At 74.2% G+C, this 15,418-nt stretch carries 11 protein-coding genes; 6 read left to right on the forward strand and 5 right to left on the reverse strand.

Annotated features, from left to right (window positions below; genetic code table 11):
* Positions 1–39: 39 nt before the first annotated feature.
* Positions 40–1,650 (reverse strand): apolipoprotein N-acyltransferase, encoded by a 1,611-nt coding sequence (gene lnt, locus ABZZ79_RS16190; protein WP_356689559.1) that lies wholly within the window; start codon positions 1,648–1,650, stop codon positions 40–42.
* A gap of 417 nt (positions 1,651–2,067) precedes the next feature.
* Here lnt and ABZZ79_RS16195 point away from each other — a divergent pair, with 417 nt between their 5' ends.
* Positions 2,068–3,117 carry an O-antigen ligase family protein gene (locus tag ABZZ79_RS16195; RefSeq protein WP_356689631.1) on the forward strand — a complete coding sequence of 350 codons (1,050 nt, stop codon included), beginning with the start codon at positions 2,068–2,070 and terminating at the stop codon, positions 3,115–3,117.
* A gap of 76 nt (positions 3,118–3,193) precedes the next feature.
* Here ABZZ79_RS16195 and ABZZ79_RS16200 read toward each other — a convergent pair whose 3' ends face one another.
* Positions 3,194–3,739: a hypothetical protein gene (locus ABZZ79_RS16200; protein ID WP_356689560.1), complete on the reverse strand. Its 546-nt coding sequence runs from the start codon at positions 3,737–3,739 to the stop codon at positions 3,194–3,196.
* Between the two features lie 184 nt (positions 3,740–3,923).
* Complete coding sequence (locus ABZZ79_RS16205; RefSeq protein WP_356689561.1) at positions 3,924–4,718, reverse strand: aspartate/glutamate racemase family protein; 795 nt, start codon at positions 4,716–4,718, stop codon at positions 3,924–3,926.
* Between the two features lie 39 nt (positions 4,719–4,757).
* On the opposite strand from ABZZ79_RS16205, the gene ABZZ79_RS16210 reads away from it, so the two are divergent.
* Positions 4,758–5,951, forward strand: coding sequence for a glycosyltransferase (locus tag ABZZ79_RS16210; RefSeq protein WP_356689632.1), 1,194 nt, complete (start codon positions 4,758–4,760; stop codon positions 5,949–5,951).
* 68 nt (positions 5,952–6,019) lie between these two features.
* Here ABZZ79_RS16210 and ABZZ79_RS16215 read toward each other — a convergent pair whose 3' ends face one another.
* The gene (locus ABZZ79_RS16215) at positions 6,020–7,330 is read right to left on the reverse strand and encodes a TerD family protein (RefSeq protein ID WP_356689633.1); all 1,311 of its coding nucleotides are present in this window, start codon (positions 7,328–7,330) and stop codon (positions 6,020–6,022) included.
* A gap of 302 nt (positions 7,331–7,632) precedes the next feature.
* On the opposite strand from ABZZ79_RS16215, the gene ABZZ79_RS16220 reads away from it, so the two are divergent.
* From ABZZ79_RS16220 to ABZZ79_RS16235, 4 genes are all read left to right on the forward strand, one after another.
* The gene (locus ABZZ79_RS16220; protein WP_356689562.1) at positions 7,633–8,064 is read left to right on the forward strand and encodes a DUF6643 family protein; all 432 of its coding nucleotides are present in this window, start codon (positions 7,633–7,635) and stop codon (positions 8,062–8,064) included.
* A 40-nt stretch (positions 8,065–8,104) separates the two neighbouring features.
* Positions 8,105–8,926 carry an MOSC N-terminal beta barrel domain-containing protein gene (locus tag ABZZ79_RS16225; protein ID WP_356689563.1) on the forward strand — a complete coding sequence of 274 codons (822 nt, stop codon included), beginning with the start codon at positions 8,105–8,107 and terminating at the stop codon, positions 8,924–8,926.
* 393 nt (positions 8,927–9,319) lie between these two features.
* A complete protein-coding gene (locus tag ABZZ79_RS16230; RefSeq protein WP_356689564.1) occupies positions 9,320–9,922 on the forward strand; it encodes a hypothetical protein in 603 nt (200 codons plus the stop codon).
* Positions 9,923–10,055: 133 nt separating this feature from the next.
* Positions 10,056–12,509 carry a right-handed parallel beta-helix repeat-containing protein gene (locus ABZZ79_RS16235; RefSeq protein ID WP_356689565.1) on the forward strand — a complete coding sequence of 818 codons (2,454 nt, stop codon included), beginning with the start codon at positions 10,056–10,058 and terminating at the stop codon, positions 12,507–12,509.
* Here the strand turns inward: ABZZ79_RS16235 and ABZZ79_RS16240 are convergent.
* Positions 12,497–15,001, reverse strand: coding sequence for a hypothetical protein (locus ABZZ79_RS16240; protein WP_356689634.1), 2,505 nt, complete (start codon positions 14,999–15,001; stop codon positions 12,497–12,499). The genes ABZZ79_RS16235 and ABZZ79_RS16240 overlap by 13 nt on opposite strands.
* Between the last annotated feature and the right edge of the window lie 417 nt (positions 15,002–15,418).

The raw sequence follows: 15,418 nt of genomic DNA on the forward strand, positions 1-15,418 counted from the left end.
GCGATCTTGGGTCCTGACGGGTTCTGGGCGGATGTACCGCTACGCGCCACCGGCCCGCCGTGCGCGCACCCCCGCGGTGACGGCCCGGCCGAGCCCGCCCGCCGCGACCAGCACCAGGGCGATCTCGGGCAGGATGCCCAGCCGGGTGGCGGGTGTCTCGGAGGACCGCAGCGGCACCTCCTGGACCAGGGAGCCGGCCACGAACATGCCGGTGCGCTGGGTGATGGTGCCGTCGGGCAGGATGACCGCGCTGACGCCGCTGGTCACCGGCACGGTGACGGTACGGCTGTGCTCGACGGCCCGGATCCGGGACATGGCGAGCTGCTGGTAGGTCATCTCGCTGTGGCCGAAGGTGGCGTTGTTGCTGGGTACGGAGATCAGCTGGGCGCCGCCGGTGACGGTGTCGCGCACCGCCCAGTCGAAGGCGGCCTCGTAGCAGGTGGCCAGGCCGATCCTGGCACCGGCGACGGTGAACACACCGGGCTTGTCGCCCCGGCTGAAGTCCTGGCGGACCATCCCGGTCCAGCTGTCGTTGATCGCGCCGACGAGCGGGCGCAGCGGGAGGTACTCCCCGAAGGGCTGGATCTGCCGCTTGTCGTAGGTGTCCACGGGGCCCTTGTCCGGGTCCCACAGGATCTGCTCGTTGAGGAGCCTGCCGTCGCGCTCGACCACTCCGCCGACCGAGATGGGCGCACCGATCGCCTTGGCGGCGCCGTCGATGACCGCGCGGGCGTCGTAGTTGGCGAAGGGGTCGATGTCGGAGGAGTTCTCCGGCCACAGCACCACGTCGGGGCGGGCCACCCGGCCCGCGTCGACCTCGGCGGCCAGCCGCAGCGTCTCCCGCGCGTGGTAGTCGAGCACGGCCCGGCGCTGGGAGTTGAAGTCGAGACCCGCGCGCGGGACGTTGCCCTGGACGACGGCCACGGTGAGGGTGCCGTCCTCCGCCTTGTCGCTGACCAGGGTGCGGGCCGCCAGCGCCCCGGCGACCGGCACGGCCACACCGAGCAGGGCCACGGCCGCCGCGCCGCGCCGCCACACGCGCGTGCGCCGCCGTTCCTGGACCAGGCGTACGACGTCGTAGAGCCCGAAGCCGCACAGGACCACCGCGAAACCGAGCACGGGGGTGCCGCCGAGGGCGGCCAGCGGCAGGAAGACGCCGTCGGCCTGGCCGAAGGCGACCTTGCCCCAGGGGAAGCCGCTGAAGGGCACACGCGCGCGTGCCGCCTCGCCGGCGGTCCACACGGCCGCGGCCCACAACGGCCAGCCGGGCAGCTTCGACACCGCGGCGACGCCCGCGCCGACCAGCGCGACGAAGACCGCCTCGATCACCACCAGGGCGAGCCAGGGCCCGGGGCCCACCTCGACACCCGTCCACACCAGCAACGGCAGCAGGAAGCCCAGGCCGAAGAGGTAGCCGAGGCCGAGGGCCGCCTTGAACCCGCGACCGCGCAGCACCCAGCCGAAGACGGCGAAGGCCGGCAGGGCCAGCCACCACAGGGTGCGCGGCGGGAAGCTGACGTAGAGGAGCACTCCGGAGAGCGCCGCGGCGACGGCCGGCACCAGGCGCAGCAGCCGCGCGCCGCGCCGAGCGGGCTGCGTCTGCGGGAGGGCCTGGTCCGACTCGCCCACGGAGGTTGCGGTGACGGTCACTCCCGGAGTGTACGGCGGGTGACGTGGGCGCCGACAGCGCGGTCCGCGGGGGCGGGCCCGCTCCGAGCAGGCCTGGAGGCGGTCACGGCCGCGCTGGACCGGTGCGGCCGGCTCCGGCGCCGCGACGCCTTGCGGCCCGGCCCGGCCGGGGTTCTGCCACAACGTTTCTGCACGGCTCGCCCCCAGTCCTCCCCGTGCCGCCGCCGGGCGGCTACGGTGAGCCGCAGCCGCGCGGACCACTTCGTACGGCGTCGGGCATGACGGGGCAACCGGGGTGGGACGGGACAGACGGGGTCCGAATCCACCGCGACGGCGCTACGGTGTGCCCGAGCCGTACGACCGGTCCTTGGGGGGCCGAGGGCGTGCGGGGGACGGTCGGGGGGCCGGGGTACGGGGGGACAGGTGAGCTGGACAGGAATGGCGTCCGCGGCGGGGGCGGAGGAGGCCCACGGCGACAGGCGCCGGGGTTCCGATGCCGCGGGTGTGGTGGTGCTGGGGGCCTGTGCCGCCTGGGCGGTGATCTCGGCGTCCGTGCACGGCGGCCGCCCCGAGGGCATGCTGCTCGCGGTGCTGGCCGTGGCCGCCGGGCACTCCGCCGGCCGGATCTGCGGCGCGCTGCTGCCGGTCGCCGCGCCCTGTGCCGCCGCGCTGGCCGGACTGGGCCTCGCGGTCGCCCCGCCCTATCTGACGCCGGGGGCGCAGCCCGGGGCGCCGTTGGGTCACGCGGGCGCGAGCGCCGCGCTGCTCGTCCTGTGCACGGGCGCCGCCTGCTGTGCCGCCTGGGCGACCCCGGTGCCGTCCCTGCGGCTGCTGCTGCGGCTGCTGGCGGGCGGGATCGCCCTGGCCGCCGTCGCGCTGGGATCCACGGCCGGGGCCGTGCTCTGCGCGGTGGTGCTGCTGTGCTCGCTGGCCGCCGGGGGTACGCGCAGCCGGGGGCTCGGCGTCGCGGGCCTCGCGGTTGCGGCTGCCATGGTCACGGTGACGCTCTGGGCCGTCGCCGAACGCGCCCTGCCGGACGGCCTCGCCGTGTCCCTGGAGAGCAGGCTGACCGCCCGGCGCGTAGAGCTGTGGCGGGACGCCGTGCGTCTGGCGCACGACGATCTCCTGCTGGGCGTGGGGCCGGGCCGCTTCGGGGAACTGAGCCCGGCGGCGGCCGGGGCGCCCTTCCCCGACGGCAAGCCGCACTCGGCGCCGCTCCAACTGCTGGCGGAGCAAGGGTTGGTCGGCCTGGTTCTGCTGGCCGCCGCGTTCGTGTGGGTGCTGCACACACTGTGGCGCAACGCCCCCACCACCCCAGTCGCCCTGACCGCGGGCGCGGCCCTCATCGCGGTCGCGGCCGTCGCGGCGGTCGGCAACGCGCTCAGCTTCACCGCGGTGTCGGTCGGCGCGGGCCTGCTGGCGGGCCTGGCCACGGCCAGGCCGCTGGCCGAACAGCCCTATGACGGCGGGGCCCGGTCCGAGGACTGAGGCCGCGGAGCCCGGTCCGAGGACTGAGGCCGTGCGGCGCGCCGCTGAGCACTGCGAGCGAGGACGGACCCCGACGTCAGTGCGCGGTGCCCGTCGTGCTCGCGCGCAGGCGGTCCCTGATGACCCGGACGGCCGCCTCGGCGTTGTCCACGGTGATCGTGAAGGTGTGTCCGTCCCACATGCGCAGCACGACGCCTTCGCCCCGGCGTACGACGACTGCGGTGCCCTTCTCGGGCCGCCACCGGTAGCCCCAGCCGCCCCAGTGCCGCGGCGTGACGTGCGGGGCGAAGTCGGCTCCGGCCACGTGCGAGAGGGGGATGCGGCGGCGCGGCACACCGATGTGCCCGCAGCGCACCTCCAGGGACTCCTTGTCGACCCGCAGCGCCACGTGCACGAAGGCGAGCGTGCCGAACAGGACCAGCAGCCCGCCCGCGATGCAGCCGACGACGGCCATCACCAGGGGGGCCGTGCCGGAGGTCCACGGGGAGGCCACGGCCAGTTCGATGCCGAGCGCCACACAGGCGGCACCGACCAGCGCGAGCAGCCACTGGAACCGGTTGGTGGCCCGGCCGGTCCAGACATCGGGATGCGACGAGTCGTCGCGGTGGACGTGCTGCCTCATGCCTTTGAGGTTACTCAGGTTTCGCTCCGCGGGTACCGGGTCGCGGAGAGTGACTGGTCCGGACGGGCGTGGCGGGAAGCGAGCGTGCCGCGTGGGGAGGCGCGGGGGTCGCGTGGGGACCCTCGGAGGAGTGGGGCACCCTCGGAGGAACGGACCGCACCCGACCTGTCGCCGGTGGCGCCGGCTACCTCAGATCCGCCGCCTGGCTGACCGCCGGAAGCAGCCGGCCTTCCTCGTAGGCCAGCGCCGGCGCGGGCAGGACGCCCTCACGGCCGCTGAGCAGCACGGTGAGCGTGCCGAGAGCGGGCGCCTCGGGGGCCGGATGCTCGCCGATACGGCGCAGGGCCTGCGCGGCGACCGCCCCGGCGGAGCCGTGCAGGACCAGCGGCGGCATTCCGGGGCGCTGCACGGCGGCGCGGATGCGCTCGGCGACGAGTTCGTAGTGGGTGCAGCCCAGGACGACGGTCGTCACGTCCGGCGGGGTGAGGGCGGCGGCCGCGGTGACCGCTGTGTCGATGGCCGCCTCGTCCGCGTGCTCGACGGCCTCTGCGAGACCCCAGCAGGGCACCTCGGCGACCGAGACGCCGTCGGCGTGGTCGCGGATCAGGCCCCGCTGGTAGACGCTGCCGGTGGTGGCTGGGGTCGCCCAGATCGCCACCGGCCCGCCGCCGGCCGCGGCCGGCTTGATCGCCGGGACCGTGCCGATGACCGGCAGGGTGGGTTCGAGGCGGGCGCGCAGAGTGTGCAGGGCGTGCACGGTGGCGGTGTTGCAGCCGACGATCAGGGCGTCGGGCCGTCGCGCGGCGGCGGCCTCGGCGACGGCCAGGGCACGCCGCGTGAGGTCCTCGGGGGTGCGTGGGCCCCAGGGCATGCCTTCGGGGTCCAGGGAGAGCACGAGATCGGCGTCGGGGCGCAGGCGGCGCACCGCGGCGGTGGCCGCCAGCAGGCCGATTCCGGAGTCCATGAGCGCGATCTTCACCCGGCCACGATAGTCGATGTGCTCCTGCGGGCCCGGCGCTTGGGGCACACTGCGCGGGTGGGCGCCTTCTTGTGGATCTCCGCCGGATCACTCGCCGCCTGGCTGTGGCTGTTGCTCTGCCAGGGCTTCTTCTGGCGTACCGACGTGCGCCTTCCGCCGCGCCGGGATCCGGACACCTGGCCGTCGGTGTGCGTGGTCGTGCCGGCCCGGGACGAGGCGGCCGTACTGCCGTCGAGTCTGCCCTCGCTGCTCGCGCAGGACTATCCGGGGCGCGCGGAGGTGTTCCTCGTCGACGACGGCAGCACGGACGGGACCGGCGAGCTGGCACGCGAGCTGGCACGGCGGCGGGGTGGGCTGCCGCTCACCGTGGGGTCGCCGGGCGAACCTCCGGCGGGCTGGACGGGCAAGCTGTGGGCGGTCCGGCACGGCATCGCGCTGGCACGCGCGCGTGAGCCCGAGTATCTGCTGCTGACGGACGCCGACATCGCGCACGCCCCGGACAGTCTGCGCACGCTGGTGGCGGCCGCGCTCACCGGGGGCTTCGACGCAGTGTCGCTGATGGCGCGGCTGAGGGTGGCGAGCGGCTGGGAGCGGCTGGTCGTCCCGGCGTTCGTCTACTTCTTCGCGCAGCTCTATCCGTTCCGCCGCATCGGCCGCAGGGGATCGCGCACGGCGGCCGCGGCGGGCGGGTGTGTCCTGCTGCGGACACAGGCGGCCGAACGGGCCCGTGTCCCGGACGCGATCCGGCACGCGGTGATCGACGACGTGGCGCTCGCGCGGGCGGTGAAGAAGGACGGCGGCCACATCTGGCTGGGGCTCGCGGACCGGGTGGACAGCGTACGGCCGTATCCGCGCCTGGCCGACCTGTGGCGGATGGTCTCGCGCAGCGCCTACGCGCAACTGCGGCACCACCCGCTGCTGCTGGCGGGCACGGTGGCCGGGCTGGCGCTGGTGTACCTGGTGCCCCCGGTGGCCCTGGTCCTGGGGCTCGTGACGGGGAGCGCGGCGACGGCGGTGCTCGGCGGCGCGGCGTGGCTGGTGATGGCCGGTACGTACGTGCCGATGCTCCGTTACTACGGCCAGCCGTTGTGGCTCGCCCCGCTGCTGCCGTTCACCGCGTTCCTGTATCTGCTGATGACGGTCGACTCGGCCGTGCAGCATTACCGGGGGCGGGGTGCGGCCTGGAAGGGCCGCACCTACACGCGCCCGGACACGGTCGGCGACGAGGGCTGACCGTGTCCCCTTAATTGCCGGGCGCCACAGAAATTACGGTGGGCGTCCTCTTCATTACCGTGGGCGTCCTACTTACGGCCGGGCGTCCAGTTCATTCCCCAGCCATAGGCGTAGTCCACGGTCCGCTGGGGGCTGACGCCGCGTTCGGGCACCAGGTAGCGGGCCTCGCGCTGGACGATCAGGTCGTTGCCCGTGTTGGTGATCAGTGCGAGGGCGCACACGGTCGAGGGGACGGTGCACTCGTCCAGGGAGAACTCGATCGGGGCGCCGTACTGCGGCTGCAGGGTGACCGTGGCGTGCAGGTCGGCGAAGGAGCGGGCGCCCTCGTAGATGGTCACGAAGACGAGGATGCGCCGGAACCACTGCTTGTGGTCGAGGTTGACGGTGAGGTTCTCGCCGCTCGTCACGGCACCGGTGCGGTCGTCGCCGTCGAGTTGGATGAACGGCGGCTGGTGCAGCGAGCCGAAGGCGTTGCCGAGTGCCTGCACGACGCCCTTGCTGCCGTCGGTGAGCTCGTAGAGGGCGCACAGGTCGAGGTCGAGGTCGGCGTGCATCGCGACCGGGCGGCCGAGCTTGCTCGCCCAGCCCGAGAACTGCTTGCGCACCTGCCAGTTGAGGTTCACCCGCATCCCGCCGGAGGTGCCGCCCTGCTTGGTCAGCGACACCGAGGGCGCCGCCTTGGTGAGCGTGACCTTGGACAGGCTCACGGGCTGGGCGGGCGGCGCCGGCGGCGGAGCGGGCATGGTGACGGGCGGGACGGGCGGGATCGGCTGCGCGGCGAGTGTCGGCATCGTCGACTGCGAGGGAGCGGGCGCCACCGGGGGCGCCATCGGCTGCGCCGCGGGAGGCGCCGCGTGCTGGGGCTCGTCCACGGTGATGCCGAAGTCCGTGGCGAGGCCCTCCAGGCCGCGGTCGTAGCCCTGGCCGACCGCGCGGAACTTCCAGGCACCCTGGCGGCGGTAGAACTCGCCCAGCACGAAGGCCGTTTCGACGGACGCGCCCGCGCTGTCGAAGCGCGCGGCGACCGTGCCCCGGGCGGCGTCGCGGACCTCGATGCAGAGGCCGGGGACCTGCCCGAAGGTGCCGCCGTCGCACGAGGCGGCGAGCACCACGGTCTCCACCGAGGGCTCCACGCGCGCGAGGTCGACGAGGATCGTGTCGGTGACCTGCCCGCCGGCGTCGCGCTTGCCCTCGTGGCGTACGGCGCCCGAGCCGTGGGCCGGCTGGTTGTAGAAGACGAAGTCCCCGTCGGACCGTACCTTGCCTCCGACCAGCAGCAGGGCCGAGGCGTCGGCGTCGGGCACCCCGGGGCCGGAGCGCCATCCCAGCTCGACCCGCAGGGCCGTCGTGGGCACCGGAACGTTGGAACCCTTCGGCATTGACATGTCCGCCCCCATCGCGGGTCACCGCGCCAGGCCGGGGCCCGGCGGTTTTCGATGTCTTGTGTGTGCGCCCAACCTATGCGCACCGGCCCGGAAGGCCCATCCGGAAGGCCGGAACACCGCCCGTCCAACCGCCGGTAACCCCCTTGGAACTGAGCATTTACACGATCCAAGCGGGGATTGCCGCCCCTTTTTCTCCGAATTCGCTCGCATTGGGGATCCGGCGTCACCTCGGACACGGAAATCAACCCTCTTATCGGTCTCCCCAACCAGCACATCGTGGGCTTAACTTATGTGCCATGACCTCCCCCCGCTCCACCTATGGCGGCGGCTATTACTCCGCCTCCTTCCCGGACACCCCGATCTACGACTCGCTCGTCGCCGAGCGGGGCACCCCTCAGATCGCCCCGATCCGGGTCCCCGCCGCGTACGACATGCCGGGCAGCAATCTGCCCGCGCTGCCGTCGGCGCTGCCCGCCCTCCCGGCAGCCCCGTCCCAGCCCTCCTACGGCTACCCCCAGCAGCCGCAGCCCGCACCGCTGCACCAGGCCGTGCCCACGGGGTACATCCCGCAGCAGGCCGCCGCGCCCCGCGGTTACCCCGGCCCGCAGCCGCCGCGTCCGCCGATGCCGGGTGCCGCCGGCTACGAGGCGATGCGTCCCGCGGCTCCGCGTCCGGCCCCCGCGCCGTACCAGGATCCGTACAACAACCAGCAGTACCGCGGCTACTGAGATCCTCCGGGCTGTCGGCGCCGAATGGCACGATGGACCCATGGGGATCGCAGAGCTGCAGTCGATACACGTCCATCCGGTCAAGGCACTGCGGGGTGAGAACCCTCGTGAGGCCGTCGTGGAGCCCTGGGGGCTGGCCGGAGACCGACGCTGGGTGCTGATCGACGACGGGGGAAAGGTCGTCACACAACGCCAGCAGCCGCGCCTCGCGCTGGCCGCCGCCGGGCTCGTGCCCGGCGGCGTCGTGCTGTCCGCGCCCGGACTTCAGCCGCTGACGGTCGCCGTGCCCGAGCCGGTGGACATGGTCACGCTCGAGATCTTCGGCTTCAAGGTGGAGGGGGTCCTCGCCGACAAGGACGCGCACGCCTGGTGCAGCGACTTCCTCGGTGTCCCGACCCGTCTGGCGTACATGCACGCCCCGGCCACGAGCCGCCCCGTCGACCCCGGCTACGCGCTGCCCGGCGAGTACGTGTCGTTCGCGGACGGCTACCCTCTGCTGATCGTCTCGGCGTCCTCGCTGGAGTCTCTCAACTCCCTGATCGCACAGGGCGCTCACGCCGCCGAGGGGCCGTTGCCGATGAACCGCTTCCGCCCGAACCTGGTCGTGACCGGCACCGAGCCCTGGGCCGAGGACGACTGGTCGCGCATCGCCGTCGGCGACGTTGTCTTCCGCGTGCCGAAGATGTGCGGGCGCTGCGTGGTGACCACGACCGATCAGAGCACCGCCGCGCGCGGCAAGGAGCCCCTGCACACGCTCGGCCGCCACCGGCGTTTCGCGGGGTCGCTGGTGTTCGGGCAGAACCTGGTGCCGCTGACGCGCGGCACGGTCCGGGTCGGGGACCCGGTCCGCATCCTCGAATAGCACCCGACTCCGACAGCGACACCGAGTCCGGCTCCGGCTCCGGCTCCGGCAGCGACAGCGACATCCCCAGCTCCGGCTCCCTCCGTGGCCCGGTCTCCGGCTCCCTCCCCGGCTGCTGCCGCCCGGCGCCGCCCGGCCGTTCCCCGACTGCCGCCCCGGCCCCGCCCGGCTCTTCCCCGCTCCGGCCTCCCGTCGGCCGCCGGGGCGGGTTCGGGCGGGTTCGCGGGAACCCCGCCGGGGCGGCCGGTCGTTGGGCTTCGTGAGAAGTGCATGAGAGGTCCCGGCCCGGCGTGAAGTCGCCCTCCAGCAAGGTGACGTCGCTCTCTCTTGGACCGGGTCCCGGGCGGGCGCCTCCGGCAGGAGGTATCACGGAGCGGGGAAGGGGGTTCGGACGTGCGGGCGATCAGTGGGCTCTGGCGCTGGCGGCACAATCCGTTGCGCCGTGGGACCGATCTCGCCGAGGCGTGGGTGTGCCTGGTGACCCTGCTCCTGATGGTTCTCGCCGCCCCGCTGACAGGCACTCTGGTGGGCTCCGCCGCGCAGGACACTCTCCAGCGGTCCGTGCGCGAACAGCACCGCCAGCGATACCAGGTGACGGCCGAGGTGATCCGTCGGCTGGAGCGGAACGCGCTGGGCGCGGACCCGGAGACTGCCGCGCGGGACACCCGTACCCGGGTGCTCGCCGGCTGGTCCGCCCCGGACGGGACCGAGCAACGGGCGGCGGTGGCGGCGCTGTTGCGCGACCCGGACCCCGGCGACGAGTTCCGGATATGGACCGACGCGCACGGCCGGCCGGCGGCCAGACCGCTAGATCCGGCCACGGCCACCACCCATGCCGTCCTCGCGGGCATCGGCGCGGCGATCGTCGCGGCGGCCCTGGTCGAGACGGCCCGGCGGCTTGTCCTCTGGCGCATGCTCAGACTGCGGTACGCGCGGTGGGAGCAGGCCTGGGACGGGGCGGGACCGGACTGGGGACGGACCGGCACCGGCAGCTGACGGTCTTCGGCCGCCTTCCTGCTCCGGTCAACCCACCGCCTTCCCGCACGCTACGGTTGACCGGCCGAACCCCTTCGGCAGCGACCCGCGCGAGCGAGCCAACAGTACGACGAGGTGGGGGCACGACAACGCCATGGCACAGGGCACGGTCCAGGTGACGCACACCGGCACTTCGCGGTGGCGGCGCCGCACAGGTGAGTACGCATCGCTCGCCGCCGCCCTGGAGGCCGCGGCCGACGGTGACGTGCTCACCATCGCCCCCGGTACCTACCGGGAGAACCTCGTCGTCCAGCGGGCGGTGACCCTGCGGGGCCCGGAGGGCTCCCCCGGCTCGGTGCGCATCGCGCCGACGGAGGGTGTGCCGCTGACCGTGCGGGCCGCGGCGGTGGTCCAGGACCTGCATGTGGAGGGCCAGGACGCGGCCGCGCCCGCGCTGCTGGTGGAGGAGGGCAACCCGGAGATCTCGGACGTGCGGATCGTGACGCGGTCCGCGGCCGGGATCGAGGTGCGCGGCGGAGCCCGGCCCACCGTGCGGCGCTGCACCGTCGACAACCCGGCCGGCATCGGCATCGCCGTACTCGACGGCGGAGGCGGGGTGTTCGAGGAGTGCGAGGTGATGGCGGCCGGACAGGCGGGCGTCGCGGTGCGCGGCGGCGGGCATCCGCGGCTGGACCGCTGCCGGGTGCACCACGCCTCGGGCTCGGGTCTGTCGGCGACCGGTGAGAGCTCCACGCTGGAGGCGGTGGGTTGCGAGGTGTACGAGGTGCGGGGCAGCGGGGTGCAGATCACCGCGCACGCCACCGGACACCTCGTCAACTGCGATGTGCACCGCACCATCGGCGACGGGGTCACCCTGGACACCGACGCGGTGCTCACCCTGGCCGACTGCCGCATCCACGACATCCCCGAGAACGCCGTCGATCTGCGCTCCCGCTCGGTGCTGACGCTGACCCGCACCACGGTGCGGCAGTTCGGGCGCAACGGACTGTCTGTGTGGGACCCGGGCACGCGCGTGGACGCCAACCAGTGCGAGATCTTCGACAGCACCGGGGACTACCCGGCGGTGTGGGTGAGCGACGGCGCGACGGCGGTGCTGGACTCCTGCCGGGTGCACGACGTGCCGGACGCGTTGTTCGTCCTCGACCGGGGCTCGCGCGCCGACGTCGTGGACACCGATCTGACGCAGGTGCGCAACACGGCCGTGTCGGTGAGCGACGGCGCGACCGCGCAGCTCGACGACTGCCGTATCCGGGACGCGGCGACGGGCGCCTGGTTCCGCGACCACGGCAGCGGCGGCACGCTGAGCAACTGCACGATCTCCGGCACCCAGACGGGCGTGATCGTCACCAAGGGCGCCGACCCGGCCGTCGAGCGCTGCACGGTCGACTCCCCCGCCGAGGCCGGGTTCTACGTCTCGGCCGGCGGCCGCGGCAGCTTCGTGGGCTGCCGGGTCACAGGCAGCGACGGCTACGGCTTCCATGTGATCGACGGCTGCCGTACGACACTGCGCAAGTGCCGTACGGAGCGGTGTGCGCGCGGTGGTTACGAGTTCGCGGACGGCGGCCCGGACGCCGGATCGGGTTCCGGGCCGGTGGTGGAGGACTGCACCAGCGACGAGAGCATGGGCCTGCGGCAGCCCGCGGCGCCGGAGCCGGTCGTGCAGACGGCCGCGCAGACCGGCGGGCTGCTCACGGCGACGCCCGGCCAGCTCACCACCGTCCCCGGCCAACACCCCGTCGCCGAGCCCGCCGTGAGCGTCGGGGCCGAGGAACCGGGCCGCACGTCCCAGGCAGTTCTCGGTGAACTGGACGCGCTGGTGGGCCTGGACAGCGTCAAGCGCGAGGTGCGAGCCCTCACGGACATGATCGAGGTCGGCCGCCGCCGGCAGCGCGCCGGACTCAAGGCGGCCTCCGTCAAGCGGCACCTGGTGTTCACCGGCTCCCCCGGCACCGGCAAGACGACGGTGGCCCGGCTCTACGGCGAGATCCTCGCCTCCCTCGGAGTGCTGGAGAAGGGCCATCTGGTCGAGGTGTCCCGCGTCGACCTGGTCGGAGAGCACATCGGCTCCACGGCGATCCGCACGCAGGAGGCGTTCCAACGGGCGCGGGGCGGGGTGCTGTTCATCGACGAGGCGTACGCGCTGTCGCCGGAGGACGCCGGGCGGGACTTCGGCAAGGAGGCCATCGACACCCTGGTGAAGCTGATGGAGGATCACCGCGACGCGGTCGTGGTGATCGTCGCGGGCTACACCGCCGAGATGGAGCGCTTCCTGTCCGTCAACCCCGGAGTCGCCTCCCGCTTCTCACGGACCATCACCTTCTCCGACTACGGGCCCGAGGAGCTGCTGCGGATCGTGGAGCAGCAGGCCGAGGAGCACGAGTACCGGCTCGCGCCGGGCACGGCACAGGCGCTGCTGGCGTACTTCACCGACCTGCCGAAGGGTCCCGCGTTCGGCAACGGCCGTACGGCGCGGCAGACGTTCGAGGCGATGGTGGAGCGCCATGCGAGCCGGGTCGCGCAGGTGGCGGACCCGAGCACGGACGAGCTGACGCTGCTCTTCGGGGCGGATCTGCCTCAGACGTCCTGAGCCTCCTGCTCCTGCGGGGTGACGGGACGCCCCCGGTCGGGGTCCGGCTGATATGTGGGGTCCGGCGGGTCCGGGGGGCCTGACGGGTCCGCGGGGCCCGACAGGTCCGCGGGGCCCGACAGGTCCGCGGGGCCCGACAGGTCCGCGGGGCCCGACAGGTCCGCGGGGCCCGACAGGTCCGAGCGGCGCGGCTCGGTCGTAGGACGCGGCTCGGTCGTAGGACACGGCTCGGTCGTGGCACGCGGGCCGGGCAGGTCCGGCTGAAGGCGGGCCAGCAGCCGGGCACGCTCCTCGGCGAAGGCGGGGTCGGCCTGGTAGTCGGAGTGGCCGAGGACGGGCGCGGGCAGCGGGTGGCGGTCGGTGCGGCCGTGCGCGAGGGGGTCCTTGAGGGCGGGCCGGTCCACCTCCGGGCCGCACTCACCGGGCAGGCCGATGGGCCCCCCGATGGGGTCGGTCGCCCGGTGCAGATTGCGCCAGCAGGCCACCTCGTGGTGCAGGGCGCCGAGCGCGACAGGCCCGAAGTGGGCCGGGAACCAGCGGCCGTAGAGCCGTTCCAGCGGGGAGCCGTACGTCAGCAGCGCGACCCGGCCCCGCTCGGCCGGGGGCAGCTGCCAGACCGCCGCGGCGGCGAGGACGCTGCCCTGGGAGTGCCCCGAGATGACGAGCCGCCCACCGGTGGCCAGGGTCCAGGTCGTCATGCGCCAGGTCAGGTCGGGCACCGCGCGCTCGGCGTAGCAGGGCGGGGCGAAGGGGTGGGCGGCGCGCGGCCAGAAGGTACCGACGTCCCACAGGATGCCGATCGTGCGCCGGGCGGAGGGGTCCTTGTAGGCACGCCGGCCCCAGGTGACGAACAGTATGAAGCCGACGCCGATCAGCCAGGATCCGAGGGTCTGCGCGGTCTCGACGGCGCCCCACACGACCGGGTGGGTGTCCTCGGCGGCCCCGTCGGGGGTGCGGTCGCTGAGCCGGGCGCCGACGAGGGCCCCGGCGCCGAGCAGCAGGGTCGTGACGGTGGTGACGGCGACGACGAGGGGCGCGCGGTCGGTGAGGGTGGCCATGGCCCGGGCGCGGGCGATACGCCGGGTGCGCTCAGGCTGCCGGGGCTCGTCCCGGTAGTCGCGGTCGACCGTCCCCTGCTCGGCACGGGTCAGCCGCAGGGTGCGCCGGGCGAGGCAGACGCAGACGGCGAGGAGGACGAGGAGCAGCGGCGGGATGGCCGAGGCCTGCCAGGTCAGCAGGACCGGTGGGCCGGGGATGGTGGCGCGGGTGCCGTCGAGCCAGTCCGCGACCCGCAGGGCGAGTCCGCCCGCCATCACCCCTCCGAGGGCGCAGGCCAGCAGGGTGACGGCGAGGCCGCCGAGGCCGCGCAGCGCGGCGCGCGGGTCGGGCAGGGCGCGGTGCAGCACCTGCGCGACGACCGCGAGGGCGACCGCCAACAGGCCCTGGACCAGGGCGATGCCACCGAAGGCCGCGTCCCCGGACAGCCGTCCCGTCGACTGCCAGCCGGGGCGCTCCCACCCGGCGTACACCATGGCGAGGACCAGGGCGGCGAGGGCGCCGAGCGGCAGCAGCGGGACGAGGCGCACGTCGAGCGCGCGGTCCAGGCGCCGCTCGCTGCGGCCGCGGCGGCACACCACCCACACCACGACGACCGCGCCGCCGACGAGGGCCGCCGTCTGGAGGCGGCCCAGCAGGTCGAGGACGAACGGGCCGCCGGGCTCGCGGTCGTGCCCCGAGGCCGCGGAGGTGAGCACGGCGGCGACGGTGAGCAGCCCGGCCGCGGTGTGCGCGGCGCGCAGCCGGGCCACCAGCCGACGGCCGTACCAGAAGCCGGGCCGGCCCAGGGCGGTGCGCCCGGTGTCCTCGTCGGCCCCTTCGGAGCGGGGCAGCGGGCGCTGGGACTCGTAGGCGTTCCAGGTGCGGTGGGACAGGTACCACAGCAGGCCGGTCAGGGCGGCGGGCACCAGGGCGGCGAGGGCGAGCCTGCGGCCCGGGCCGCTCCACCAGCCGCCGGAGGCGGACGGGGAGAGGAAGCCCAGCCAGGTGTGCCGCTCGGCGCACGCGCGCGTGCCCGCGCACTGCCAGGCCGTCAGGTCCAGCGTGACCTCGCAGGCGCCCGCCACGAGCAGCACGGTCAGGCTCAGTCCGGCGAGCCGGACCAGCAGCCCGTACAGGCGCACGGTACGGGCGTGGCCCCGGGCGCCCGGGCGCATCCAGTGCGCCAGGTTGACGACCATGAACGGCAGCAGCAACAGCCACAGGGCTCGGGTGCCGTTGCCGGAGGTGAGGTTGCACCAGACGTACGCCTCCGGGACGGGGCGGTGGCGGGCCGCCGCGTCCTGGCCGACGGGGACACCGGGGCCCTGGTCCTCGGCGTCGGCCGTGCGGCGGAAGACGGCCGCCGTGTCGTCCCCGGTGATCCGCACGGTGCGCGGATCACCGAGCATCTTCTCCGGTGTGGTGCCGCCGACGCCGTGGACGAGGAGCTCCAGAGCGGTCGCGGAGCCCTCGGTCCGCGGGGCGGGTCCGTCGGGCTCGACGGCAAGGGCATGGTCCTGCGGGCCGTCGGGTCCGACGGCGGAGATGTGGTCCTGAGGGCCGTCGGGTCCGACGGCAAGGGCATGATCCCGCGGGCCGTCGGGTCCGACGGCAAGGGCGTGTTCCTGCGCGCGTTCCACTGTGTCGCACTTCCCCCGTGACGCTGCGTCGGCAACTGGCTCGTGCGCACATCAGGATCTCGATGGGGCGTCCTGCGTACACCTATCGTCACGGAATCTCCCCGATCCGTACCGGGAACCCGGGACACCTGTGGCAGGTGCACGACCGTGTGACCGGTGGCACGATCCGTGCCGGCGCGTGCGAGGATGGGCGCCACGCCCCGGGGACACAGGAAAACGCCCTTGTCGGGG

Origin of the sequence: Streptomyces sp. NPDC006458, from assembly GCF_040612135.1 — a bacterium.
GTDB lineage: Bacteria > Actinomycetota > Actinomycetes > Streptomycetales > Streptomycetaceae > Streptomyces.

What these genes read in the sequence shown, in the direction of transcription:
- ABZZ79_RS16195 (WP_356689631.1), top strand. Translation starts at nt 2,068, where the DNA reads ATGGCGTCCGCGGCGGGGGCGGAGGAGGCCCACGGCGACAGGCGCCGG.
- ABZZ79_RS16200 (WP_356689560.1), bottom strand. Translation starts at nt 3,739, where the DNA reads ATGAGGCAGCACGTCCACCGCGACGACTCGTCGCATCCCGATGTCTGG.
- ABZZ79_RS16215 (WP_356689633.1), bottom strand. Translation starts at nt 7,330, where the DNA reads ATGCCGAAGGGTTCCAACGTTCCGGTGCCCACGACGGCCCTGCGGGTC.
- ABZZ79_RS16220 (WP_356689562.1), top strand. Translation starts at nt 7,633, where the DNA reads ATGACCTCCCCCCGCTCCACCTATGGCGGCGGCTATTACTCCGCCTCC.
- ABZZ79_RS16225 (WP_356689563.1), top strand. Translation starts at nt 8,105, where the DNA reads ATGGGGATCGCAGAGCTGCAGTCGATACACGTCCATCCGGTCAAGGCA.
- ABZZ79_RS16235 (WP_356689565.1), top strand. Translation starts at nt 10,056, where the DNA reads ATGGCACAGGGCACGGTCCAGGTGACGCACACCGGCACTTCGCGGTGG.